The sequence below is a fragment of the Flavobacterium hibisci genome, from assembly GCF_020026925.1.
Classification (GTDB): domain Bacteria; phylum Bacteroidota; class Bacteroidia; order Flavobacteriales; family Flavobacteriaceae; genus Flavobacterium; species Flavobacterium hibisci.
On record NZ_JAIQDW010000004.1, the window covers coordinates 229,888 to 254,028 of the forward strand.

General features: G+C 34.0%; 25 protein-coding genes. 16 read left to right on the top strand and 9 right to left on the bottom strand.

What is annotated here, in order from left to right; translation table 11 throughout:
- Positions 1 to 72: 72 nt before the first annotated feature.
- The 4 genes from obgE to hpt all read right to left on the bottom strand — a co-directional run bounded on the left by obgE (position 73) and on the right by hpt (position 3,720).
- Positions 73 to 1,074 carry a GTPase ObgE gene (gene obgE, locus K8B81_RS06645; RefSeq protein WP_223680141.1) on the bottom strand — a complete coding sequence of 334 codons (1,002 nt, stop codon included), beginning with the start codon at positions 1,072 to 1,074 and terminating at the stop codon, positions 73 to 75.
- Between the two features lie 102 nt (positions 1,075 to 1,176).
- Positions 1,177 to 2,451, bottom strand: a complete 1,275-nt coding sequence (locus K8B81_RS06650) for a hemolysin family protein (protein WP_223680143.1) — start codon at positions 2,449 to 2,451, stop codon at positions 1,177 to 1,179.
- 92 nt (positions 2,452 to 2,543) lie between these two features.
- Entirely contained in the window at positions 2,544 to 3,116 is a 573-nt protein-coding gene (locus tag K8B81_RS06655; RefSeq protein WP_223680145.1) for an adenylate kinase, read from the bottom strand.
- Positions 3,117 to 3,189: 73 nt separating this feature from the next.
- Positions 3,190 to 3,720 carry a hypoxanthine phosphoribosyltransferase gene (hpt, locus tag K8B81_RS06660; protein ID WP_223680147.1) on the bottom strand — a complete coding sequence of 177 codons (531 nt, stop codon included), beginning with the start codon at positions 3,718 to 3,720 and terminating at the stop codon, positions 3,190 to 3,192.
- Between the two features lie 183 nt (positions 3,721 to 3,903).
- On the opposite strand from hpt, the gene K8B81_RS06665 reads away from it, so the two are divergent.
- From K8B81_RS06665 to K8B81_RS06710, 10 genes are all read left to right on the top strand, one after another.
- Complete coding sequence (locus K8B81_RS06665) at positions 3,904 to 5,181, top strand: PQQ-dependent sugar dehydrogenase (protein WP_223680149.1); 1,278 nt, start codon at positions 3,904 to 3,906, stop codon at positions 5,179 to 5,181.
- Positions 5,182 to 5,384: 203 nt separating this feature from the next.
- On the top strand, positions 5,385 to 7,487 hold the full coding sequence (locus K8B81_RS06670; RefSeq protein WP_223680151.1) for a TonB-dependent receptor: 2,103 nt from the start codon (positions 5,385 to 5,387) through the stop codon (positions 7,485 to 7,487).
- A 22-nt stretch (positions 7,488 to 7,509) separates the two neighbouring features.
- Complete coding sequence (locus K8B81_RS06675) at positions 7,510 to 8,061, top strand: hypothetical protein (RefSeq protein ID WP_223680153.1); 552 nt, start codon at positions 7,510 to 7,512, stop codon at positions 8,059 to 8,061.
- Between the two features lie 43 nt (positions 8,062 to 8,104).
- Positions 8,105 to 8,353, top strand: a complete 249-nt coding sequence (locus K8B81_RS06680; RefSeq protein ID WP_223680155.1) for a DUF6364 family protein — start codon at positions 8,105 to 8,107, stop codon at positions 8,351 to 8,353.
- A complete protein-coding gene (locus K8B81_RS06685; protein WP_223680157.1) occupies positions 8,350 to 8,763 on the top strand; it encodes a type II toxin-antitoxin system VapC family toxin in 414 nt (137 codons plus the stop codon). Before K8B81_RS06680 ends, K8B81_RS06685 begins: the two co-directional genes overlap by 4 nt.
- 5 nt (positions 8,764 to 8,768) lie before the next feature.
- Positions 8,769 to 9,923 (top strand): 5-(carboxyamino)imidazole ribonucleotide synthase, encoded by a 1,155-nt coding sequence (locus tag K8B81_RS06690; RefSeq protein ID WP_223680159.1) that lies wholly within the window; start codon positions 8,769 to 8,771, stop codon positions 9,921 to 9,923.
- Between the two features lie 178 nt (positions 9,924 to 10,101).
- Positions 10,102 to 10,587 (top strand): 5-(carboxyamino)imidazole ribonucleotide mutase, encoded by a 486-nt coding sequence (purE, locus tag K8B81_RS06695; RefSeq protein WP_223680161.1) that lies wholly within the window; start codon positions 10,102 to 10,104, stop codon positions 10,585 to 10,587.
- Between the two features lie 150 nt (positions 10,588 to 10,737).
- A complete protein-coding gene (locus K8B81_RS06700; protein ID WP_223680163.1) occupies positions 10,738 to 10,947 on the top strand; it encodes a hypothetical protein in 210 nt (69 codons plus the stop codon).
- Positions 10,948 to 11,004: 57 nt separating this feature from the next.
- The gene (locus tag K8B81_RS06705; RefSeq protein WP_223680165.1) at positions 11,005 to 13,032 is read left to right on the top strand and encodes a M3 family metallopeptidase; all 2,028 of its coding nucleotides are present in this window, start codon (positions 11,005 to 11,007) and stop codon (positions 13,030 to 13,032) included.
- A 129-nt stretch (positions 13,033 to 13,161) separates the two neighbouring features.
- On the top strand, positions 13,162 to 13,821 hold the full coding sequence (locus K8B81_RS06710) for a SanA/YdcF family protein (RefSeq protein WP_223680167.1): 660 nt from the start codon (positions 13,162 to 13,164) through the stop codon (positions 13,819 to 13,821).
- A 69-nt stretch (positions 13,822 to 13,890) separates the two neighbouring features.
- Here the strand turns inward: K8B81_RS06710 and K8B81_RS06715 are convergent, their stop codons facing one another.
- The 3 genes from K8B81_RS06715 to K8B81_RS06725 form a co-directional block, all read right to left on the bottom strand.
- Complete coding sequence (locus tag K8B81_RS06715) at positions 13,891 to 15,153, bottom strand: cation:proton antiporter (RefSeq protein ID WP_223680169.1); 1,263 nt, start codon at positions 15,151 to 15,153, stop codon at positions 13,891 to 13,893.
- Positions 15,154 to 15,346: 193 nt separating this feature from the next.
- A complete protein-coding gene (locus tag K8B81_RS06720; protein ID WP_223680171.1) occupies positions 15,347 to 16,897 on the bottom strand; it encodes a hypothetical protein in 1,551 nt (516 codons plus the stop codon).
- Between the two features lie 120 nt (positions 16,898 to 17,017).
- Positions 17,018 to 18,577, bottom strand: a complete 1,560-nt coding sequence (locus tag K8B81_RS06725) for a hypothetical protein (RefSeq protein WP_223680173.1) — start codon at positions 18,575 to 18,577, stop codon at positions 17,018 to 17,020.
- A 551-nt stretch (positions 18,578 to 19,128) separates the two neighbouring features.
- Between K8B81_RS06725 and K8B81_RS06730 the strand changes: the two genes are divergently transcribed.
- The 6 genes from K8B81_RS06730 to K8B81_RS06755 all read left to right on the top strand — a co-directional run bounded on the left by K8B81_RS06730 (position 19,129) and on the right by K8B81_RS06755 (position 22,211).
- Positions 19,129 to 19,632 (top strand): GbsR/MarR family transcriptional regulator, encoded by a 504-nt coding sequence (locus tag K8B81_RS06730; protein ID WP_223680175.1) that lies wholly within the window; start codon positions 19,129 to 19,131, stop codon positions 19,630 to 19,632.
- Between the two features lie 68 nt (positions 19,633 to 19,700).
- Positions 19,701 to 20,048, top strand: coding sequence for a hypothetical protein (locus tag K8B81_RS06735; RefSeq protein WP_223680177.1), 348 nt, complete (start codon positions 19,701 to 19,703; stop codon positions 20,046 to 20,048).
- On the top strand, positions 20,045 to 20,392 hold the full coding sequence (locus tag K8B81_RS06740) for a hypothetical protein (RefSeq protein WP_223680179.1): 348 nt from the start codon (positions 20,045 to 20,047) through the stop codon (positions 20,390 to 20,392). Before K8B81_RS06735 ends, K8B81_RS06740 begins: the two co-directional genes overlap by 4 nt.
- Before the next feature lie 17 nt (positions 20,393 to 20,409).
- The gene (locus K8B81_RS06745) at positions 20,410 to 20,796 is read left to right on the top strand and encodes a hypothetical protein (RefSeq protein WP_223680181.1); all 387 of its coding nucleotides are present in this window, start codon (positions 20,410 to 20,412) and stop codon (positions 20,794 to 20,796) included.
- Between the two features lie 54 nt (positions 20,797 to 20,850).
- Positions 20,851 to 21,759 carry a TIGR01777 family oxidoreductase gene (locus K8B81_RS06750; RefSeq protein ID WP_223680183.1) on the top strand — a complete coding sequence of 303 codons (909 nt, stop codon included), beginning with the start codon at positions 20,851 to 20,853 and terminating at the stop codon, positions 21,757 to 21,759.
- Entirely contained in the window at positions 21,759 to 22,211 is a 453-nt protein-coding gene (locus K8B81_RS06755) for an SRPBCC family protein (RefSeq protein ID WP_223680185.1), read from the top strand. The genes K8B81_RS06750 and K8B81_RS06755 overlap by 1 nt, the downstream gene beginning before the upstream one ends.
- Positions 22,212 to 22,405: 194 nt before the next feature.
- Here the strand turns inward: K8B81_RS06755 and K8B81_RS06760 are convergent, their stop codons facing one another.
- Together K8B81_RS06760 and K8B81_RS06765 are read right to left on the bottom strand one after the other, a co-directional pair.
- Entirely contained in the window at positions 22,406 to 22,813 is a 408-nt protein-coding gene (locus K8B81_RS06760; protein ID WP_223680186.1) for a DUF1842 domain-containing protein, read from the bottom strand.
- 325 nt (positions 22,814 to 23,138) lie between these two features.
- Positions 23,139 to 23,951 (bottom strand): UbiA prenyltransferase family protein, encoded by an 813-nt coding sequence (locus K8B81_RS06765; RefSeq protein WP_223680188.1) that lies wholly within the window; start codon positions 23,949 to 23,951, stop codon positions 23,139 to 23,141.
- Positions 23,952 to 24,141: the final 190 nt, after the last annotated feature.

The following is a 24,141-nucleotide window of genomic DNA, read 5'->3' on the forward strand; positions in this document are numbered from 1 at the left end:
AATTTTACATTCTTAAAAACAAAAAAGGTGTCCTGAAACCAGGACACCTTTGTAATCAATCTAATATTTTTTTTACTCGTTAAGCATCTTCCAAAGTTTGTCTTTCAAATCTGTAAGACCTTGCTGGGCAACAGAAGAAATAAACATATACGGAACATCTTTAAACGAAACGTCTAACTCTGCTTTCAATTCTGCTTTAAGCTCATCATCCAGCATATCGCATTTTGAGATTACCAAAAGGCGTTCTTTATCCAGCATTTCAGGATTGTATTTCGTTAATTCATTTACCAGAATATCATATTCTGCTTTGATATCCGGTGTATCAACCGGAACTAAAAACAGCAAAGTTGAATTACGCTCAATATGACGCAGAAAATAATGCCCAAGACCTTTTCCTTCTGCAGCTCCTTCAATAATTCCGGGAATATCAGCGATTACAAAAGACTGAAAGTCTCTATACGCTACAATTCCTAAATTTGGTTTTAAAGTCGTAAATGGATAATCTGCAATTTTTGGTTTTGCTGAAGTTAATACCGATAATAAAGTAGATTTTCCAGCATTAGGAAAACCAACTAAACCAACATCTGCCAAAACTTTAAGTTCCAGAATTACATCCATTTCTACACCCAACAATCCAGGCTGTGCATAACGTGGCGTCTGGTTGGTAGAACTTCTAAAATGCCAGTTTCCTAAACCGCCTTTCCCTCCTTTTGCCAGAATTCTTTTTTCTCCGTCTTCTGTAATTTCAAAAAGTGTTTCACCAGTTTCTTTATCTTTTACAACAGTTCCAAGCGGCACTTCAATGATTTTATCCTCTCCATCTGCACCAGTACTTCGATCTCCTCCTCCGTCTCCACCGTGTCCAGCTTTGATATGACGGGCGAATTTTAAATGAAACAGTGTCCAAAGACCTTTATTACCCACTAAATATACGTGTCCTCCACGTCCTCCGTCACCTCCGTCCGGGCCTCCTTTTTCAATAAATTTCTCCCTATGTAAATGCGTAGATCCCTTTCCTCCTTTTCCGGAAGAAACGTATATCTTAACATAATCTACAAAATTTCCTTCTGTCATTGTTTTTGTTTATGTATAGTTTCAGGTTTCAGGTTTCACGTTCCAAGTTTACTCAATGCTGTTAACCTGAACTTGAAACCTGAAACCTGAAACAAATTCTCTCTACTCTTTTAATGCTTTCACAAGCACTTTATCAATCTTTACGCCGTCCATATCGACAACTTCTAAGACAAATTTCTGCCAAATTAACTTTTCGCCTTCTTTTGGAATATGTGAAAGCTCGGTCATGATCATTCCGCTTACGGTATTTACTTCGTAATCGTTTGTCAATTCATCTAATTCGAAATACGTTAAGAAATCGTGTAATGAATAATGTCCATCAACCAGCCATGATCCGTCTTCTCTTTCTATTAATTGAAATTCGTCCTTATAAAAATCTGATGCATCACCTACCAAAGCTTCCAAAATATCGTTTAAGGTAATCATACCCTGAAAAACACCATATTCATCAGAAACCAATGCATAATGAACACCTGTTTTTTTGAAATTCTCCAAAGCTTTGTAAGCAGTGGTTTGTTCCATTAAATAAGGTGCTTCTGTCATTATCGTAGCCAGATCAAAATTATCTTTTTCGATATTGGCAAAAATATTTTTTAAGGTTACTACACCCACGATGTCATCATAATTATCCTTATAAACCGGATAAACGGCATGTAAATCATGCAAAACCAGTTCTTTAATTTTAGCTTTATCGACTTTTAAAGGCAGCATGTCTACTGATTTTCGATGCGTCATGAGAGAGCTTACTTTACGGTCTCCAATGTGAAAAACACGTTCCACAATATCCTGCTCTATTTCCTGTACTTCGCCAACTTCTGTTCCTTCTTTGATGATGGCTTTGATTTCTTCCTCCGTAACTTTTCCGTCAGCAGTTGGTTTTATCTGAAAAACATTCAGTAAAAAATCCGTTGAAGAGGTCAGCAGCCAGATAAAAGGCGCTGTGATGATCGAAATCACTTTCATTGGCATCGCTACCATTTTGGCAATTGATTCAGGATAATTTAAACCGATTCGTTTTGGCAGTAATTCGCCTAAAACTAGTGAAAAGAAAGTTAAAACAACCACCACAATACCAACTGCAACAGAATTAGCATACGGTTTTAAAATTTCAAATCCACTGACAAAAACCTGAACATCGGTTGTGATTTTATCCCCGGAATAAATACCCGTCAAAATTCCGATAAGTGTAATTCCGATTTGTACTGTGGATAAAAATTTATTTGGTGAATTGGCTAAATCAAGTGCTGTTTTGGCGCTTTTATTTCCTTTTTTTGCAGCAGTTTCAAGTCTGTTTTTTCTTGCCGAAATCAATGCGATCTCTGACATTGAGAAAACTCCGTTTAGTATTATCAGAAAAAATATTATTAGTATTTCCATTTTTAAGTTAAAAGTTAAAAGTCAAAAGTTAAATGTTTTGAGTATTTCAAATTCCTTCCTCACATTTAACTTTTAACTTCAAAACAGATTTATTACAAATTATCTATAACTGACGTTAATCTTTCTGTAATTTCTTCAATTGTCCCTATGCCGTTTACAGCATGAAATTTATTTTGCTCTTTGTAATATCCAATTAAAGGAGCAGTTTTTTCGTTATATTCCTGATATCTTACACGAATTTTTTCTTCATCCTGATCATCTGCTCTTCCGCTTGTTTTCCCTCTTTCTAATAAACGTGCTACCAAAATTTCGTCATCAGCTTCTAAAGCGATAGTAGCGGTAACTTTTGAACCAATTGTTGGCAAAAATTTATCTAAAGCTTCAGCCTGATTGATTGTTCTTGGATATCCGTCGAATAAAAATCCTGCTGTATCAGGATGTTTTTTTACCTCATCAATTAACATTTCGGTAGTTAATTCGCAAGGAACCAACTCTCCATTATCCATAAAAACCCTTGCTTTTTTACCTAGTTCTGTATCATTTTTTAAATTGAAACGAAAAATATCTCCTGTTGAAAGGTGTGTTAAATTATATTTTTCTTTTAAAAATTCTGCCTGAGTTCCTTTTCCTGCTCCCGGCTTTCCAAATAAAACGATGTTAATCATAATGAATGTAATTGTTGTGACTCCCTATTTTTTAAGAAGTTTAAAATGAATATATAGTTGTGTTTGTTTAAAATTATTCTGCTAACTTATAGATTTCGGGTAAATTTCTTCCCAGACCATCGTAGTCCAACCCATAGCCTACAATGAATTTGTTTGGAATCCTGATTCCGACATAATCTATTTTGATGTCTTTTTTATACGCTTCCGGTTTAAAGAACAAAGTTGCAATTTTAAAATGCTTTACATTTCGCTCCTTAAACTTCTGTTTTAATGCTTCGATTGTGTTTCCGGTGTCAATAATATCTTCAATTATAACAACAGTCCTTCCCGAAAGATCCTGATTAATTCCGATTAATTCTTTAACCGAATTAGTACTTTCTGTTCCTTCATACGATGCCATTTTGATAAATGAAACTTCGCAGGGACTTTTATATTTTTTCAGAAAGTCTGCAACAACCATAAAAGCACCGTTCAGAACACCAACAAAAATGGGCGTGTCATCTCCAAAATCATCTTCTACCTGTGCCACTATTTTGGATAAAGCAAAATCAATTTCTTTAGCCGAAATAAACGGAACAAATTGTTTATCGTGAAGTTGTATCATTATTTTTGTACTTTAAAATAATGGACAAAGATACAGAATTACTACCAAACTGTAAGTATCAAAATTTTATAGTACCTAGAATTTTTACGAATGTTAAATATCAGTTAATATTTACAAACGATTTAGGGTAACTCTTTCAGAATCATTAAATTGTTGTTTGACAAATATTTAATCAAAATCACCATGAAAATCACCATACAAATATTATCTGTATGCTTATTAACTGTAATAACAGCCTGCAATGGCCAGGTGAAAAAAGAAGAAAAAGAAGCGCTGGCAAAACAGCCTGCAAATGTTGTAAAAACGGCTATTGGAAATATTACACTTCCTCCGCCCTACGCAACAGAATCTAAATCTAAAAACAGTAAAGTAATAGGCTGGCCAGAAGGCAAAACACCAAAAGCACCGGAAGGATTTACGGTTACAAAATTTGCTGACGGATTTGAGAATCCGCGTTGGTCATATATCGGTCCAAACAATGATATTTTCGTTGTTGAAAGCGGTACCAGGGCAAGTAAAAACCAAATTGTAGTTTTGCGTGACAAGGATAAAGACGGTGTTTTTGAAACCCGAGAGGTTTTCTTGAAAGGTCTCAACAGACCTTTGGGAATGCTTATCCTGAAAGACTTTTTTTATGTAGCTAACACTGATGGTCTTTACCGTTATCCTTATAAAAATGCCCCATTAAAACTTGAAACACAGGGGGTCAAAATTGTTGAACTTCCGGCTGGCGGATACAACAACCACTGGACACGAAGTCTTCTCGCCAACCCGGAAGGAACTAAAATTTATATTGGCGTAGGTTCTGGAAGTAATGTAGGTGAAAATGGTATGGACAAAGAAATTCGACGCGCTGCAATTTTAGAAATCAATCCTGACGGAACTGGCGAAAAAATTTATGCTGAAGGTCTAAGAAACCCAATGGGAATGGACTGGAATCCTGCCAATAAAAAAGAACTCTGGACTGCAGTTAATGAGCGCGATGAACTGGGCGATGATTTGGTTCCGGATTATATCACCAGTGTAAAAAGAGGTGGGTTTTATGGATGGCCCTATTCTTATTTTGGAAATATTCCTGATCCGAGACTAAAAGGCGAAAGAAAAGATCTGGTTGAAAAAGCAATTGTTCCTGACGTTCCGGTTGGTGCACACACCGCTTCATTGGGATTGGCTTTTTATACGAAAAATGCTTTTCCGGCAAAATATAAAAACGGAGCTTTTGTAGGTCAGCACGGTTCATGGAATCGTTCTGTAATTTCGGGTTATAAGGTGTTGTTTGTTCCTTTTAAGGACGGAAAACCATCCGGAAAACCGGAAGATTTTTTAACTGGCTTTATTTCTGATGCTGATAAAGCCGAAGTTTACGGACGTCCGGTTGCTGTTACGGTTATGAATGACGGATCGCTTTTGGTAAATGATGACAGCGGGAATACGATTTGGAAAGTTACAGCGAATAAGTAAACCTATTATTTTACTCTTTTTTGTCATTTCGACGAAGGAGAAATCACACTCGGGATTCGACAAAGATTGGCGACTTTCATTGCGGAGCTTCTAGTGTGATTTCTCCTTCGTCGAAATGACAAGATTGTGTTTAAACTTTGTATTTTCTGAAAAACCTTAGCGTCTTCCACAGTTATTTTTTTTCATTTTTAAGAAACTCTTTTATGCTTTTAAAAAAATATTTTCTTCTTCTTTTTGCATTGATTGTTTTACAAAACTTGAATGCACAAGAAAAAGAAGTCCAAAATATTGATTCTGTAAAAACTCAAAAACTAAACGAAGTTTTAATTAGTCCGCTTCATCTTAATCGTGATTTACAAAATAGTCCTGCTTCGATTGGCATTTTATCCGAAAAAGAATTACTTCGAAATAACACTACCGATATCAGCAATGTCATTAATACGATTCCCGGCGTTTTTATGCAATCGTCAAACATCACCACAACCCGAATTTCGATTCGGGGAATTGGAGCGCGAACGCCTTATGGAACAAATAAAATTCGTGCTTTTTACGGAAGTATTCCTTTAACTTCAGGAAATAGTGAAACCGTAATTGATGATATCGATCTTCAAAACATTAATCAGATTGAAATTATAAAAGGTTCGCTTTCAAGCGTTTACGGAGCCGGATTGGGCGGCGCTATTTTAATTTCTCCTCAAACATTAAAAAAAGGGAATTATCAAGCCGAAGTCAGTTCTGTTTTTGGCTCTTACGGCTTATTGAAAAACAGAATAAGTTTTGATTTAAATGAAAAAAGCTCATCTCTAAACATCAGCTATCACAATTTAAAAACAGAGGGCTGGCGCGAAAACAGCGCTTACAATCGGGAAGGAATAACGCTTGGCGGAGAATTATTTAGAAAGAAAAACAGCAAACTGAGTTATTTTTCGAATTACACCTATTTAAAAGCATATATTCCGAGTTCGATCAATAAAACTACCTTTGAGAATAATCCCAAGGCAGGTGCGCCGACCTGGGTTGCTTCAAAAGGTTTTAAAGAATACAAATCGACTCTGGCAGGACTGGCTTATGACTTTAAAATAAACGACCATCTCAATAATTCAACTTCTATTTTTATTAATTATAAGGATAGCAACGAACCTCGTCCATTTGATGTTTTGCGTCAATATACTTTTGCTTCCGGCATACGAACGCAATTTTCGGGTGATTTTAAAATCGGAAAAATCAACAATCAGTTTATTGGTGGAATTGAATATTTTGCAGATAATTATAACGGAAATACTTTTCAAAATCTGTATCAGCAAAATAATGGAAACGGAAGTTTGCAAGGCGATCAGCTTTCGGCAACTGATCAGAAAAGGCACTTTTACAATGTTTTTTCCCAACTTAGAACATTACTTTCTGACCGATTTGAGATTCAGGCAGGTTTAAATTACAATAAAACCAAATTCGAACTTCAGAATGATTTTCCTGCTTATGCGAATAATCCAATGGAACATTATAGTTATGATGGCATTTTTTCGCCACAGCTTTCTTTGTTATTCAGACCAAATGAAATTCAGACTTTTTACTTTTCTGCAAGCAGAGGATTTTCTCTTCCCGCAACCGAAGAAACTTTAACAAGCACTGGAAATATCAATCAAAACATAAAACCAGAAACAGGTTACAATTTTGAATTAGGAAGTAAACTGCATCTTTTCAGTAAAAAATTATATGCTGAAATTGCCGTTTATCGAATGGAAATTAAAGATTTACTGGTTGCCAAAAGAATTGGAGACGATCAGTATGAAGGCGTAAATGCCGGAAAAACATTTCATCAAGGAATCGAAATTGCATTAAAACACAATTGGACAATCAATCGGGCTTTTAATTTAAATTCTTATGTCGGAGCTTCCATAGGAAATTATGAATTCAAAGAATTTGTAGATAACGGAAATGATTATTCTGGAAACAAATTAACGGGAGTTCCCGCCAATACGGCAAGTGCAGGTTTTAACTTCAATACTAGTACAGGGTTTTATTTTTCAGCCGATTTTCAGTTTACCGATAAAATTCCGATGAATGATTCAAACGCTAATTATTCAGATTCTTATTCTTTATTAAATTTAAAAACTGGTTATCAATTTGAGATTCTATCGGGTTTTAAAGCACATTTCGATGCTGGAATCAACAATGTGGCAAACGAAAAATATGCTTCCATGATCTTGACCAATGCAACGGGTGTCGGAAATGCGCAACCACGATTTTATTATCCTGGTTTGCCCATAAATTATTACGGAATTGTCTCATTGAATTACGTATTTTAGCAAAGTATTTAAACTTCTAAAAATGCTTTCTGAATTACAGGAAAAACTGAATTATGTAAATGCTTACAGGGAAAATCGGCTAAGTGCAGCACAATATGTTTTAGAAAATCATTCGCTTTTTAGCGAATTAGTTTCAATCTGTTTTACACCTTCAGACAAAAACAATCATAAAGCCTGCTGGATTTTAGAATTTGTTTCTTACGAAGAATTACTTTGGCTGCAGCCACACCTTGATTTTTTCTGCTCAAATTTAAAAGTTTTGAAAGATGAAAGTGCAATGCGTCCAATTGCAAAAGTCGTTCAGCTGTTAGTCAAATCACATTATCAAAAAGAGGGAAACAAAATCTGTTTATCTGAAGAAAATATACAGGATTGTATCGAAGCGAGTTTTGACTGGCTGATTAGTGATGTAAAAGTGGCTACAAAAGCTTACTCGATAAGAACTTTATATCTTTTAGGAAAACATTATAACTGGATTCATCCTGAACTAAAAATCATTCTTGATAAAGATTTTGGAGATCATTCCGCAGCATACAAAGCTGTGGCAAAAGAAGTTTTGAAGAAAATTAAATAACACCTCTTGAATTTTTACGTATATTTGTAAAAACTTTACGTATATGAATACTAAACTCACATTATCTTTAGAAAAAGAAGTTATCGAGCAGGCAAAATCGTATGCTAAAAAAACGGGCAGAAGCTTATCTGAACTGGTAGAAAGCTATTTTAAAAATCTGACCGAAAAGGAACAAACTTACGATGACATTCATCCAAAAGTTAAAAAACTGATTGGAATTGTTACACTTCCAGACGACTTTGATGAAGAAAAAGTACGAGAAGAACATTACAGGGAAAAGTACGGTCTATGAAAAATGTATTTATCGATACCAATATTCTGATGGATATTTTTGCCAACAGGCAGCCTTTCGTTCATAATTCCTTACGAATTTATACTTTAGGCGTTGACAAAAAAATTCAGCTTTTCTCGACATCAAACACTATTATTACATTGCATTATCTTTTAAAAAGGTTAATTCCTGAAGAAAAGATAAGAATGGCATTAGATGAGATTACACAAAACATAGAGATAATTCCTGTTGATGCAACGATTATAAAAAAAAGTCTAAAATCGAATCACAAAGATTTTGAAGATGCGATTCAGATTACATCGGCACAATCGATACATAACATGGATTGCATTGTAACCAGAGACATTAAAGATTTTAAATTTTCAGAAATTAATGTCTTTACACCAGACGAATTTCTAAACATACTATAAAAAAAATGAATTATTTTTCTTCTGATTTTAAATTAGGAATATTAGGCGGCGGACAATTAGGTAAAATGCTTTTGTTCGACACCAGAAAATTTGATATACAAACGTACGTTTTAGATCCAAGTGACGAAGCACCTAGCAAAATTGCTTGTAATAAATTCTTTCAGGGCGATTTAATGGATTATGATACAGTTTACAATTTCGGAAAACAAGTCGATGTTTTGACTTTCGAAATCGAATTGGTAAACCTTGACGCTTTAACACAATTAGAAAATGAAGGTTTAAAAGTATATCCATCTCCAAAAACCTTAAAAGGAATTCAGAATAAAGGCGTTCAAAAAGATTTTTATGCTGCACATAATATCCCAACTGCAACATATAAAAGATTCGAAAATTTAGAAAATCTAAAATCTGCCGTTTCATCAAACGAAGTTGCCTTGCCATTTGTATGGAAATGTACTGAATTTGGTTATGATGGAAATGGCGTAAAAATAGTTCGCCAAGTTTCCGATTTAGATACGCTTCCAAATGTAGAATGTATTGCCGAAACTATGGTTCCTTTTAAAAACGAACTGGCGGTAATTGTCTGCAGAAATCCATCAGGAGAGATCAAAACCTATCCGGTTGTCGAAATGGAATTTCACCCAGAAGCCAATCAGGTAGAATACGTAATCTGCCCGGCAAGAATCGATGATAAAGTCGCTGAAAAAGCCAGAGCAATTGCCTTAAACGTTTCTGAAAACTTCAATCACGTTGGACTTCTGGCAGTTGAAATGTTCCAGACTGCAGATGATGAAATTTTGGTTAACGAAGTAGCCCCACGTCCACACAATTCAGGACATTATTCTATTGAAGCAAGTTATACATCCCAATTCGAAAATCATTTACGTGCCATTCTAGATCTTCCGTTAGGAAACACAGAAAGTAAAGTTGCCGGAATCATGGTAAATTTAGTCGGCGCCGAAGGTTTTTCCGGAGATGTGGTTTATGAAAACATCGAAACCATTTTAGGATGGAACGGCGTTACACCACATATTTACGGTAAAAAACAAACGCGTCCTTTCAGAAAAATGGGTCACGTAACTATTGTGAATGAGAATATGCAAGAAGCGAGACGAATTGCTGAGGAAGTTAAAAACACAATTAAAGTGATTAGCGCTTAGTAATTAATCGTATTATAAAAAATATAGTTGCCACGAATTACACAAATTTTCACAAATTTTTCTTTAATGAATTTTAAATTTAATTCGTGTGAATTTGTGTAATTCGTGGCAAAAAACAAATAACTTTAGATTTCAGCTTATCAACTTGAAACCTGAAACTTGAAACAAACAAAAAAACATGAGCAAAGTAGCTATTATAATGGGAAGCATCTCAGACATGCCAGTCATGCAGGATGCAATCGACATATTAAAACAATTCAATATTGAAGTTGAGGTAGATATTGTTTCGGCACACAGAACGCCTGAGAAATTATTCGATTTCAGTAAAAATGCACATACTCGCGGGATTTCGGTGATTATTGCCGGAGCTGGTGGTGCGGCACATTTACCGGGAATGGTAGCTTCGATGTCTCCGCTTCCTGTAGTTGGGGTTCCGGTTAAATCAAGCAACTCAATTGACGGCTGGGATTCTGTTTTATCGATTTTGCAAATGCCGGGCGGAGTTCCTGTTGCGACTGTCGCGTTAAATGGTGCAAAAAATGCCGGAATTTTAGCAGCACAAATCATCGGAAGCCATGACAAAAAAGTTTTGGACACGATTATTGCCTACAAGGAAGAATTGAAAGCGGCGGTAAATAAAGCGGCTGAAGGTTTGAAGAAGTAATTTCACAGAGATACACAAAAGTTACACAGAGACACACAAAGATTTTGTGAATCTCTGTGTTTTTTCTTTGTGGAACTTTGCGAAATAATCTTAACGAATCATTATTATTATTTTTTAAAGAAAAACTTAACTTTGAGAAAAAATGATAAAATGATTATTAAACCTTCTAAAATAGAATTAACAAAGAATGATAGTCATTTCATTCATGAAATAGGCGACAAAACTCCGCGAAATGAAGCTCTCTCAGAATTGCTAAAACAAAAAATAGATGAAGCTATTTATTCTTTAGACAATAACAAAGGTATCTCTAATGATTTGGTTATGGAAGAAACTAAAAATCGTTATCCAAAATATTTTTAATTAATGAATTCTAAACCCATAAGGTTTTGAAAACCTTGCAGGATAAAAAATTACACTATGAGCGTATTAACACAATACTTCAACACCAAACACAACACTGCCCCTTTTTTGCAAATAAAAATCGAAGATTATTTTCCGGCTTTTCAGGAAGGAATTGCTTTGGCGAAAGCCGAAATTGATGCGATTGTAAATAATCCTGAAGTACCAACTTTTGAGAATACTATTCTGGCAATGGAATTTTCGGGTGAGATTCTGGATCGTCTTTCGAGTATTTTCTTCAATCTAAATTCGGCTGAAACGAATGACGAAATGCAGAAAATTGCTCAGGAAGTTTCGCCTTTATTAGCTGAATTCGGAAATGACATTACACTAAATGCGGAATTATTCGCCAAAATAAAAGCAGTTTACAATCAAAAGGAAAGTCTGAACCTCAACCCGGAACAAACTACACTTTTAGATAAAAAATACAAGAGTTTCTCCAGAAACGGAGCTAATCTTGCCGAAGACAAAAAAGACCGCTTACGCGAAATTGACAAAGAATTATCGAAATTGAGTTTGCAATTTGGCGAAAATGTTTTGGCAGAAACCAATAACTTCGAATTGCATTTAACGGATGAAAGCGATTTAGCCGGATTACCGGAAGGCACAATCGAAGCTGCCCGATTACTAGCCAAAGAGAAAGAAAAAGAAGGCTGGATTTTCACTTTAGATCATCCAAGTTATGTTCCTTTTTTGACTTATGCTGATAATCGCGAACTGCGTAAAAAAATGGCGATTGCCTTTGGAGCAAAAGGTTTTCAAAAAAACGAATTCAATAACGAAGAAAATGTTCTGAAAATTGCTAAACTTCGTCATGAAAGAGCCAATTTATTAGGGTATAAAACACATGCTCATTTTGTTCTGGAAGAAAGAATGGCGCAAAGTCCTGATAAAGTTTTTACTTTTTTAAATGATTTATTGGCAAAGGCAAAACCGGCGGCTCAAAAAGAATTTGCTGAATTGACTGCTTTCGCAAAAGAGCTAGACGGAATTGAGCAATTGGAAAAATGGGACGGCGCTTATTATTCTGAAAAGTTAAAACAACAGCTTTTTAATTTAGATGATGAAAAGCTAAAACCTTACTTTCAGTTAGAAAAAGTTTTAGAGGGTGCTTTTACTGTTGCCAATAAACTTTTCGGATTAACATTTACCGAAGTTTTTGATATAGATAAATACCACGAAGAAGTAATAACCTATGAAGTTCACGATGCTGATAATAATTTAGTTTCGATTTTCTACGCTGATTTTTTCCCAAGAAAAGGAAAAAGAAACGGCGCCTGGATGACTTCATTCAAATCGCAATATGTAAAAGACGGTGTAAACGAAAGACCGCACATTTCGAACGTTTGCAACTTTACAAAACCAACCGAAACAAAGCCTTCCTTATTGACTTTTAATGAAGTAACCACTTTATTCCACGAATTCGGTCATGGATTGCATGGAATGCTGGCGAATACAAACTACCCTAGTTTATCCGGAACTTCTGTTTTCTGGGATTTCGTAGAATTACCAAGTCAGATTATGGAAAACTGGTGTTACGAACCGGAAGCTTTGGCTTTATTCGCAAATCATTACGAAACGGGAGAAATTATTCCGATTGAGTATGTTCAGAAAATTAAAGAAAGTGCGAGTTTTCAGGAAGGTTTGGCCACACTACGTCAATTAAGTTTTGGATTGTTAGATATGGCGTGGCACGGACAAGATCCAACCAATATTACAGATTTAAAATCATTCGAGACAGAACAATTTGCCAACACGCAATTGTATCCGGATGTAAAAGAAAATGCGATGAGTACAGCATTTTCTCATATTTTTCAGGGCGGTTATTCTTCAGGATATTACAGTTACAAATGGGCGGAAGTTCTGGATGCTGATGCTTTTGAATACTTTCAGGAAAAAGGAATCTTCAATGAAGAAGTAGCGAAAAAATTCAAAGACAATGTACTTTCAAAAGGAGGAACAGAACATCCAATGACTTTATACAAGCGTTTCAGAGGTCAGGAACCAAAACCTGAGGCCCTGTTAAAGAGAGCGGGATTATTATAAAGTTGCTAAGTGTCTTAAAAATGAAATACTGAAACCGAGGTAGAAATGCTTCGGTTTTTTTATTTGATTTTATCTAAAAATAAATTTAGTTATCTTCGTTATTGAACCTAATCTTATATTATATACATTTTGAAAAAATATTTTAAAATAGCGCTGTATCTAGCCATTATTGGATTGATTGCAATTGTTTCTGTAAATTATCACGTAAAATCATCGACCAAAAAATATATTCACTATTCTTTGAGAAAGTTTCCTAAAAATGACATTGGAATTATTTTTGGCGCCGGAATCAACGGAGACCAGCCAGGTAAATATTTAAAAGACAGGCTTGATGCAGGAATCCGTTTGTACAAAGCAAAAAGAATTAATAAAATATTGCTATCCGGAGATAATGGAAGTGAGAAATATGATGAATTGAGCGTAATGAAAAATTATTGTCAGCGACATGGAGTTGACACCACAAAAATTTTTATTGATTACGCCGGTTTCGATACCTATTCTACCCTGTACAGAGCAAAACATATTTTTAAAATAAAAAAAGCAACTTTAATTTCGCAGGAATATCATTTGAATCGCGCCCTTTATATTGGAAGAAGTCTTGGAATAAAATCAGCGGGTTATTCGGCTAACAAAGGAGAATATCGTGGTTACCAATATGTCAGATTCAGGGAATATATTTCGATATTCAAATCCTTTTTTGATGTTTTGCGAAATCGTGAGCCTCACTTTTTAGACAATTCAATAAATATTAACGGTCCTTCAAATTATTCCAAGGAAGACAAACGATAAAAAAAACAAAACCCTACGAATTAACTGTAGGGTTTGTAGTTTAAAGACAAAGATCGAAATCTTCATTCTTTACTCTTTATCTAAAACCCGTTTTGCCAGTTTTCCAACTGTTAATCCTTGAACAACAATTGAGAATAAAACGACAATATAAGTTACTTCGAGCAGCAGGTTTTTATATTCTCCTTCTGGCATGGAAAGTACAAGTGCAATAGAAACTCCACCGCGAATTCCGCCCCAGACCAGAACCATTAAAGAACCTTTGTTGTAGGCTGATCTGATTCCAAAAAACTTAAATATGTCGAAAAATTGCCAGGGTAAAACTATAGAGGTTAACCTTGAAAAAAGCACTATAAAAATAGCAACAAAACCTGTTAGTAATTGTTTGTTCAAATCTGGCAGCAATAACAATTCAAAACCAATAAATAAGAATAAAACAGCATTTAGTATTTCATCAATAAGTTCCCAGAACTTTCCCAGATAGTCTTTAGTAACTTCGCTCATGGCTACTTTTTTACCATAATTTCCAATAATTAATCCGGCAACAACCATTGCCAGCGGGCTTGAAACGTGAAGACTTTGGGCAACTAAAAACCCTCCTGTTACAATCGAAAGTGTGATTAAAACAGAAACTTTATAATCATCTATTTTTTTCATAACCTTCGATGCAGTAAATCCGAAAACAACTCCCAATAAAAGTCCGCCAATCCCTTCCTTAATAAATAACCAGGTAATCGAGCCTAAAGTTGCATCAAATGCAGGATCAGTAGCCATTTTAAGAACAACCGCAAACATCACTACTGCTACTCCATCATTAAATAAAGATTCGCCAACGATTTTGGTTTCTATTCTTTTAGGGACTTTAGCCTCTTTTAAAACTCCCAACACCACAATTGGGTCAGTTGGAGATATTAATGTTCCAAAGACTAAACAAAATATATAAGGAATTTTTATTCCTAAAATTGGCGCAATGTAATAAAGCAGCATTGAAATGATTAAAGCTGATAGTACAACGCTTATAGTAGAATAAATCATAATGGGAACTTTCTGCTCTTTAAGATCAGACATATTTACATGAAGTGCCCCTGCAAATAAAAGGAAGTTCAACATTGCGCCCATTAAAATTGCATTGAAATCAAATTCTTTTATCAAATCAAAAAAATGTTTTGTAGTTGCAGGGAAATAAGAATCTCCTAAAAGACGAATCCCTACTGAAACCAGCATCGCAATAATCATGATTCCGATCGTGCCGGGGAGTTTTAAAAATCTTAGGTTTAAATAGGCGAAGAAAGAAGCCAGTACAATAAGTACCGAAAAGGTGTAGTATAATTCCATAAAAAGTGATTTTTACAAAAATAGCTGCATCATTATCTAATCTAAAATTTGAAGGGCTGAATTAACAAAAAATTACAATTATAGACATAAAAACAGCGCTAAATCTATAATAAGTCCCAATCATGTGATGAAAATCATTACGTAACATTTCCTGAAGAAAATCAATAAAGTAAATCTATAATTAAAAGTTCCCTTAGTCGGCAAAGGGATAAACAATTTCAACAGCAACCAATTGGCAGGAAGAATCTTCGATACTGTTGTCCGGAGGTCTGTATCCTGGAGGCTGGGGCTTAATTTTTACTACTATTGAATTATTATTTTCACTTCCAAACTCATATGTATAATTTAATGTTTCTGATGGATTCCCAACAGATTTTCCTAAAAAGCTAAATTTAGATGTCTTATTTGCTTCAAAGTATTTTTTTACTTTTCTGGTATTACAATCTGTAAAAGTTATGTACAATTCTAGAAATTGACTGAATACGAAGGAATTTATAAATCCAAAATCTCCTCCTTCCTTAAAATTAAAATTGGGTTCACTATTGAATACATATCCTGTAATGTTTGTTGGTGCCGGATATCCATTTTTAATTGCATCTTTTACAGGTTCAGTAAGCATCCAGCCAGTATTGGTTAAAATGTCAAAAGGTACAGGAGTAACCCTTAATTGTGGATTGATGACAGGATTGTTGACTATTGCTTCAACAACATAAGATGTTCCTGAAAATGTTTCTTTAAAAATGCTATTGCTCATTCCGTTTTCTAAAGTATTGGATAAAAAACGCAACGGTGGGATCATAATTTGATCTACTTGTGATACGTCTACCTTCAAGAGACCTGAAGACAATTTAATGACATTATTATTATTCTTATACGAAACAACCGGACTATTATTTAACTGATTAATAATATCTTCAGGCTCACTTCGCTCAAAAAATAAGCCCGGGATTAATTTGTTGGTTCCTGTCAGGGAAAGTCCTTTATTTTCAATGGTAGGTCTTAACAAATTATTTATTATCACTCCTAAGGAATGAATAGCATAAGCAATACGTGATGTTATTTCACCAGAAGCACCTGATATTTTATAAATCTTTATCATTAATTCGATCATCTTGTTCGGAACCGTTTTCGGAATTTGATTATAAACATTTTCGAATTCATCAATATGCTCATAAGGAAATGAAGGTTTTTGTTTCAGGATTGGAATAAATTCGGGATTAATCCATACTGTATTTAAGGTATCTGTAATTTGAATTAAGGCAATATCTGTATTAGTTTCATTTAATTTACTTATATTTTCTATATGAAATTCATTGACATAAGCATTCCATATCGGAATAAGTCCTTTTACTGTAGAAGCTACATCAGTATTTATTCTTTGTTGTTCATTTTTGTCTTTTTGAGATAATTGGTACCTTAATTTCATATAAACACTTAAATAGCTATTTATAAAAGAATCTAATGTTAAACCTGCCTGTCTTACTCCGTATTGAGTTCCTTCTCCTGAGATTCTTTGGTTCAAAAAATTATTGTACAAACTGGCATTAACAGATCCTTTCGCATCCTGAAAATAAAATGAAGCCTGTCCGCTTGATGTTCCTGTTAAAAATTGCAATTTATCCGAATTTGGCAATTGTAAAATGATATTTGACATATATTCTGCATAAATCTGATATTCTTCGGCAGCATCACCTATGCTTTCCCTATTTGTTTTATTATTGGTATTGGATAGTAAAGTTTCCATAAACGTTCATTTATATTCTATTGATTAGAGGATTACTCTATTTAGTATATCTAATAACAAGAGGGTTATCAATCATTATTTATGATTAACAACCCTCTTTATTATTTTGTGCCTAATAAATTATGCAAAAGGGTATTCTACCCCTACGGCCACTAATTGAGACAACGATTGATTGATACTATCAGTTCCCGGAACATATCCCGGAGCCTGAGGTTTTACAGTAACTTTAATAGAAGTAGCTGTTTCTTCACTGTAAGAATAGGTATAACTTGCAGATTGGCTTGCTCCTCCTAAACGAATTCCTAAGAAATAAACACCAGTGTTGATATGTTCTTCAAAGTATTTTCTAACTTGTTTGCTGTCACATTTATCAAAACTGATATTGATTTCTAAAAATTGGCTGAATACTAACGAATTAACATAGCCAAAATCTGCACCTTTATCAAAATTAAAATTAGGTTCACTATTAAACACATAACCAGTAATACCTGTTGGAGCAGGATATCCGTTTTTGATGGCATCTTTTACCGGAGAAGTTGACATCCATCCTTGTCTGGTTGAGATATTGTAAAGAAGAGGGCTGCTGCTCATAAGAGGGCTAAGTGTGGCATTATTAACTACGATTTCTACTCTAAAATCTGAACCGGAATAATCTCTTTCAAAAATGCTTGTTTTTGCTCCCCCGCTTACTCCAACAGAAAAGAATGACAAAATTGGAATTGATATTCCTGCACTAACAGACGCTTCAACATTTAATGTTGTTTCACTCGATTTAGTAACTCTTTTTGAAATTCTGTAAACTGAAGATGGAGGATAAGTACTAAGCTGTTCTACTAAAGCATTAGGTCTGGCAGGTTCAAATTTCAATCCCGGAATTGCTTTATCTGATCCGGTAATTGACATTCCGCCATTTCCATCATCTCCAGTTGTAGGTTTTTGAATATTGTCAATAATACCTGCTAAAGTTTGTGTAGCATTTGCAATATCTGCCGTGATTGCTCCGGCTGCGCCTGACTTATTAAATACCTCTATCATATAGTCTCTCATTTGCTTAGAAACTGATACCGGTATTCTGTTGTAAATAACATTAAAATCATTTAAGTGAGTGTACGGAAAAGAAGAATCTTTTTCCAGCGTTTCTTTGTATTCAGGATTAAGCCATACCGTATTTAAAGTATTAGTCATTTGAATCAAAGCGATATCAGTATTGGTTGCATTAAGCTTTTTAACATCTTTTGGCTCAATAGCTTCAATCCACGCATTCCAAACCGGAATAAGAGCTCTTACTGTTGATGCAACATCTGCATTCACCCTTTGTTGTGTTGCTTTGTCATTTGGAGATAATTGATATCTTAGCTTTGTATATACACTAAGATAACTATTTGTAAATGAATCTTGTGTAAGACTAACCTGGTCAACACCGTTAATTGTTCCTTCGCCTTCAATTCTTTGATTTAATAAATTATTATACAAAGTAGAGTTTACAGCACTCGTTGCGTCATCCAAAAAATAAAACGATGCCTGAGCACTTGATGTATTTGTTAATAATTTCAACTTGCCCGGATTTGGAAGCTGCTTAATAATGTTTGACATGTATTCAGCATAAACATCATATTCTGCCGGTGTGCCAATCGTTTTTAAAGTTGCATTTTCTTTTAAAATTTCTTGTAAAGTTTCCATGATAAAAAGTTTTTTGGGTCCTACTCATAAGGCTTTTCAGTTACGCCTTCGCTTTTATACTGTGCGAAACAGTTCGTTTTTTTTAGTGGGTTCTGCTCCACCAAAATGGCTTACAATTTTTTATTCAACCTGAAAGTTTTCTTAGAGTTTTCTCTTCAGTCAAAAAATATATTTTAGTTTTTAATTGAGATAAAAATTCAATTTACACTTGTCAAATTGAAACATCCTTTAAACTTTCCGAGTTCTATTAGTATTACCAAACAATCCTGATGCTACTTTTCTGACTTAGTATTGGCTATTGATTCGTTTTATTTTCAAAACCAAAATTACACCTGATAATCAAATAGATACATAAAAATGTTATAAGAGAAAGATTCTTTGACATAAGAAATAAAAAACACACCATAAGATTATAATTACAAAAAAATAATTATTTAAAATAAACTTTCAATTATTTTTGAAAGTTTAAAAACTTTTACTTACATTTGGACTATGACAATAAGCATTTATGCGATTTGCATTTGACCATTTAAAAACAATAAAATCGACAAATGAAATTCAAAGAAGCAAAAAATAAGTTTGTACAAACCTGGGGAGCCTTAGGTTCTCAATGGGGCATTAATAAAACCATGGCACAAATACATGCTTTATTGATGGTTTCGAACGAAGCAGTTTCGATGGAAGACATTATGGAAGAATTGCAAATTTCCCGCGGAAATGCCAGTATGAACCTCAGAGCCTTAATGGACTGGGGAATTGTGTACAAAGAATATAAAGCCGGAGAACGTAAAGAGTTTTTTACAGCCGAAAAAGATTTAGACGAATTAGCAGTAAAAATTTCGAGAGAAAGAAGCAAGAGAGAAATTAAACCTGCTTTGAAAATCTTAAAAGAAGTTTCGACAATCGAAGCCAAAGAATCCGCAGAGGAAAAACACTTTGTAGAACAAACTACTAAGTTGTATGATTTTGTTTTAAAGGCAGATAATATGCTGGATAAAATAACGGAATTTAATGATAACTGGTTAGGGAAATTAGTCATGAAAATCATGAAATAATTCTACAACTTAAAAAAATTTCACTAAAACTTTCATTTTTTTCTGAAAGTTTAAAACAATCAATAATTATGAAAATTCTAAATTGCATAAATATTTTTTTAGTTGGAATTCCAATAATCCTTGTTGCTTTAGGTTTTGTGATACAACAAAGCAGTGGAAATTTAATTGGTTATGGGGTAATGTTTACGCCAGTACTTGGTTTGTTTCAAGTTCTTTCAGGCGTATTACTTTTAATTTATAATCCAAAAGACAAAATGCTAAAATGGTATATATCTGGTGTGTGCTTATTTTTCTTTTGCTGGATATGCAACTCAAATATCATCTATATACCTTTTTTAGAATTTATCCAATTTGCCCTTCCTCCAATATTGGCAATATATTTTTCTGTATTAATTTATAAAAAAGCTAATATATGAACCTCAACATCATTTCCTACTTCATTTACCTCAGTATTACCGTCTTCATAATCCTGAGAGTTGGAAAAATCTGCTACAAAAACGGAAACATCTATGTCGCAGAACTAATTCCAAATCACGCTGATATCTGTCAAAAAATCAATCAGGTTTTACTTTTAGGTTATTACCTTCTAAATATTGGTTATTGTGCCATGACATTGATTTCCTGGCAAAAAATAATATCGGTAACGCAATTAACTGAAATCATCTGTTTCAAAACTGCTGTTATCATTTTTATTATATCAGTGTTGCATTATTTAAACATTATAGTTATCACAAAATACATTCAAAAATTAATCAAATAAACTAAAATCAAACAATTATGGAAACTACAAAAATTTTAATCGGTTACAGTATTTATTTACCAATTGCCTTATATCTTACCTATTATGTTTCTAAAACACTATTTAAAAATGGCAAAATATTTATGCTGGATATTTTTAAAGGCCGTGAAGATATTGCAGAAGCTACCAACAAACTTTTTGAAACCGGATTTTATCTTTTAAATATTGGCTTCGCACTTATGATCCTCCAAATGAATATCAGCGAAAACAGTTATCAGGAATTAATCGAAAAATTAAGCTATAAAATTGGCGGATTTTCTATTTATCTGGGTATTATGTTGTTTTTTAATTTGTATTTCTTTTTTAGAGGAAAAAGAAAAGCTAAAGAAGCTCAGCAAGAAGAAAGATTGGTTTTTAAAGCTTAATTTTATAATGAGCCTGACGGATTTTAAAATCTGTCAGGTTAAAATATCAAAAAAATGAAAAAACTCGTAATTGCAGCAGGAACCGGATTTTTAGGACAGGTTTTAGTAAACCATTTCAAAGATAAATTTGAAGAAATCGTAATACTGACCAGAGGAAACTCAAAAACAATTGACGGAATTAAATACGTAAACTGGAATGCCAGAAATTTTACAGACTGGGAAAAAGAATTGGAAAATGCTACGGTTTTAATCAATTTTGCAGGAAAATCAGTAGATTGCCGTTATACCAAAGCGAACAAAAAAGAAATTCTTTTATCCCGAATTGAAAGCACCAAAATTCTGAACAAAGCAGTTTTAAATTGCCAGAATCCGCCAAAGCACTGGCTGAATTCTTCAACCGCGACCATCTATCGTTTTTCATTAGACAAACAAATGGATGAAACGGATGGCGAAATAGGAAATGACTTTTCTATCAATGTGGCGCTTTCATGGGAAAAAGCGTTCTTTAAAACTGAAACGCCAAAAACCTTAAAAACTGCTTTGCGAACTTCTATTGTTTTAGGAAAAAAAGGCGGCGCTTTTATTCCGCTGAAGACTTTAGCAAAAACCGGTTTCGGAGGAAAACAGGGAAAAGGAGATCAGTTTGTCAGCTGGATCCATGAAGAGGATTTTGCGAATGCTGTTGATTTTATAATCGAAAAAGAAATTACAGGCGTTATCAATGTCGTTTCTCCTAAGCCCATTCGAAATGCAGATTTCATGCAGAAACTTCGAAAAGCAATTGGTTTTCCTTTTGGTATTCCGATAAGCAAATTTTTATTGAAAATTGGTTCTTTCTTTATTCGAACAGAAGCAGAACTGGTTTTAAAAAGTCGAAATGTGATTCCGAAACGATTATTAGAAAATGGTTTTGAATTTAAGTTTGGAAGTATTGACACGGCTTTTCAAAATTTATTGCGCTAATGACAACCATTCATCTTACCACAAAAATAAATGCTCCGTTAAAAACCGTTTTTAATGTTTCAAGAAGCATCGATATTCATCAGCAATCTGCAGCTCCTTCAAAAGAAAAAGCAATTGCCGGTGTGACTTCTGGTTTAATCAGTTTAAACGAAACGGTAACCTGGCGCGGCAAACACTTCGGATTTTACCTGACTCACAAAAGTAGAATTACGGCTATGAATTTCTACGATTATTTTGTGGATGAAATGGAAGAAGGAAAATTCAAATCTTTCAAACACGAGCATTTTTTTAAAGAAATAAACGGAGTCACCATAATGACAGATCAACTGCACTATGAAACTCCGTTTGGCATTATCGGAAAATTATTCGATACTCTGTTTTTAAAGAACCATCTGATTTATTTTCTATTGGAAAGAAATAAAACTCTCAAAAAAATAGCTGAAAATAAATAGAGTAATCCAAAAACAACAACTTTAATCCCCATCAAAATGGATTAACTTTCCCCCAAAAAAGCATAATCTGTTAGCGGTTATTAGTGTTTAGCACGAACAAACTCTTTAAACGATTTAATTTTCTTAATCTTAAAAATACTCTCGCAATACAAAAGACTAGCTTTTTTTAAAATATATTTATTCGCTGAAACTACTTATACTAATTCAGCCTGGTTTACAGCTTTTACGGGTACATCTTCCACATTATGTCCAAAATATGAAAAACCTCCAGTACCATTCCATTCGTTGTCTATAGCTAAATGGGCATCAAAATTTGCTAAGAAAGATCCAATTGCCGGTGGAGAAACTGAGTGCACATACTGTCCTTTTAAACCAACAACCTGAGTAACATTTCCTATGCCGGTTGCAAATATTTTTCCTGTTACTGGTACTACGATATGACTATCAGGACCTTGTACAGCCTGAGTAATGACTACAGTACCTGACACAGAATGCTGTGATGGTACCACTACTAAACTAAATGATGCAACTGGAGCACCTGGCATTCCAACATTTCCGATTGTTCCTTTTGCTAGATAAGCACCTGCTAATAAATCTGACATAACTTTTCAATTTAATATTTTCTTACTCGTAAGGCTTTTCAGAACCGCCTCGTTTTTTTAGTGGGATCTGCTCCACTGATTTTCATTACACATTCTATTCAATACCAAAAACAACTGAACAATAATGTGTTATATATTTCTATATCAAAACTATATATGATTTGTAGGGTTTAATAAAAAAATGTCATGAGATGGAAATTCTTAGTCATGAAAAGAGGAAAAATTCACATGAAATTAGTAAAAGAGGCAGGATCATTGGTTTAAAAACCAAATACAACTCCCCCAAGAAGCAAACAATGAAATCTATCAAAAATGATTTTATAATTTACAGAAACACAATCATAAGCCACCAAAGTATCGGCACGCTTTCGACCCAAAAAGAAGTATAATATTTAGAACGGCTGGGATTTGCAAAGAAAATAAAAAGCATCAGCATTACAACCATAATAAGATTTATTACAGCATCACGGTAATTAAATGTTGAAATCAAGATTTCTAAAATCCAAAACGGAATCAGTAATAAAAAGCCCAAAAGTTTAGTTCTTTTTACTCCAATTGTTTGTGGAACGGTTTGCAAATGCGGGTCATCATTGGCTAAATCAATAATTTCAAAAACCAAAATCAGTACAAAAACCAATACGAAACGCTGAATCGATTTTATAAAAAAATCAGATGTTAATCCTGCTCCCGCATTAATTAAAGGCAAAACCAGCGTTGCTCCTACCCAGCAAATGGCCACAATGTAAATTTTTACCCCCGCCCAGTTTCTGGCATTTTTTCGATTCGGAAAAAAAGGAAGTGTATAAAGTGCCGTAATAGCAAATATTGCGACAGAAACAATTTGAGTAATCCGCTTTAAATGGAAGAAATAATAGCCAACCAAAATCACCGAAACAAAACTCAAAACAGCAATAATTTTCAACTGGGTTCCAATTGGTTTTTTCTTAACCCGGACCAGCGCATCATATTTTACGAAATTATATCCTACAATAGTTCCAAAAAAAACAAACAACGCCATGGCATCATCATATTGTATGTGAAATACATGAAACGTAATCCGTACCAGGGCATAACAGGACAAAGCCACGTGAATACTGCTGTTTAAGTAAAAATCGAATATCTGTTTCAATAGTTTCATCCTTCAAATCTAATCAATTGTTAACAAACCAACCTATTGGTTGAAAAATTCATAAAAATTGAAGTTAAAAATACCCATTAAATTATTAATAATACTTAATTTTGCGCCACAAAAAAACAACACATTTACTATAAAATGTAATAAAGCTTGTGTTCTTCTAAAAAAATTAAAGAATACAAACATAAGATTA

Excerpts from the sequence above, each read along its gene's own strand:
- K8B81_RS06750 (WP_223680183.1), top strand. The coding sequence starts at position 20,851 with ATGAAAAAACTCGTAATTGCAGCAGGAACCGGATTTTTAGGACAGGTT.
- K8B81_RS06670 (WP_223680151.1), top strand. The coding sequence starts at position 5,385 with ATGCTTTTAAAAAAATATTTTCTTCTTCTTTTTGCATTGATTGTTTTA.
- K8B81_RS06760 (WP_223680186.1), bottom strand. The coding sequence starts at position 22,813 with ATGTCAGATTTATTAGCAGGTGCTTATCTAGCAAAAGGAACAATCGGA.
- hpt (WP_223680147.1), bottom strand. The coding sequence starts at position 3,720 with ATGATACAACTTCACGATAAACAATTTGTTCCGTTTATTTCGGCTAAA.
- K8B81_RS06650 (WP_223680143.1), bottom strand. The coding sequence starts at position 2,451 with ATGGAAATACTAATAATATTTTTTCTGATAATACTAAACGGAGTTTTC.
- K8B81_RS06675 (WP_223680153.1), top strand. The coding sequence starts at position 7,510 with ATGCTTTCTGAATTACAGGAAAAACTGAATTATGTAAATGCTTACAGG.
- K8B81_RS06735 (WP_223680177.1), top strand. The coding sequence starts at position 19,701 with ATGAAAATTCTAAATTGCATAAATATTTTTTTAGTTGGAATTCCAATA.
- K8B81_RS06720 (WP_223680171.1), bottom strand. The coding sequence starts at position 16,897 with ATGGAAACTTTACTATCCAATACCAATAATAAAACAAATAGGGAAAGC.
- K8B81_RS06740 (WP_223680179.1), top strand. The coding sequence starts at position 20,045 with ATGAACCTCAACATCATTTCCTACTTCATTTACCTCAGTATTACCGTC.
- K8B81_RS06655 (WP_223680145.1), bottom strand. The coding sequence starts at position 3,116 with ATGATTAACATCGTTTTATTTGGAAAGCCGGGAGCAGGAAAAGGAACT.
- K8B81_RS06705 (WP_223680165.1), top strand. The coding sequence starts at position 11,005 with ATGAGCGTATTAACACAATACTTCAACACCAAACACAACACTGCCCCT.
- K8B81_RS06715 (WP_223680169.1), bottom strand. The coding sequence starts at position 15,153 with ATGGAATTATACTACACCTTTTCGGTACTTATTGTACTGGCTTCTTTC.
- K8B81_RS06730 (WP_223680175.1), top strand. The coding sequence starts at position 19,129 with ATGAAATTCAAAGAAGCAAAAAATAAGTTTGTACAAACCTGGGGAGCC.
- obgE (WP_223680141.1), bottom strand. The coding sequence starts at position 1,074 with ATGACAGAAGGAAATTTTGTAGATTATGTTAAGATATACGTTTCTTCC.
- K8B81_RS06755 (WP_223680185.1), top strand. The coding sequence starts at position 21,759 with ATGACAACCATTCATCTTACCACAAAAATAAATGCTCCGTTAAAAACC.
- K8B81_RS06665 (WP_223680149.1), top strand. The coding sequence starts at position 3,904 with ATGAAAATCACCATACAAATATTATCTGTATGCTTATTAACTGTAATA.
- K8B81_RS06765 (WP_223680188.1), bottom strand. The coding sequence starts at position 23,951 with ATGAAACTATTGAAACAGATATTCGATTTTTACTTAAACAGCAGTATT.
- purE (WP_223680161.1), top strand. The coding sequence starts at position 10,102 with ATGAGCAAAGTAGCTATTATAATGGGAAGCATCTCAGACATGCCAGTC.
- K8B81_RS06745 (WP_223680181.1), top strand. The coding sequence starts at position 20,410 with ATGGAAACTACAAAAATTTTAATCGGTTACAGTATTTATTTACCAATT.
- K8B81_RS06700 (WP_223680163.1), top strand. The coding sequence starts at position 10,738 with ATGATTATTAAACCTTCTAAAATAGAATTAACAAAGAATGATAGTCAT.
- K8B81_RS06680 (WP_223680155.1), top strand. The coding sequence starts at position 8,105 with ATGAATACTAAACTCACATTATCTTTAGAAAAAGAAGTTATCGAGCAG.
- K8B81_RS06685 (WP_223680157.1), top strand. The coding sequence starts at position 8,350 with ATGAAAAATGTATTTATCGATACCAATATTCTGATGGATATTTTTGCC.
- K8B81_RS06690 (WP_223680159.1), top strand. The coding sequence starts at position 8,769 with ATGAATTATTTTTCTTCTGATTTTAAATTAGGAATATTAGGCGGCGGA.
- K8B81_RS06725 (WP_223680173.1), bottom strand. The coding sequence starts at position 18,577 with ATGGAAACTTTACAAGAAATTTTAAAAGAAAATGCAACTTTAAAAACG.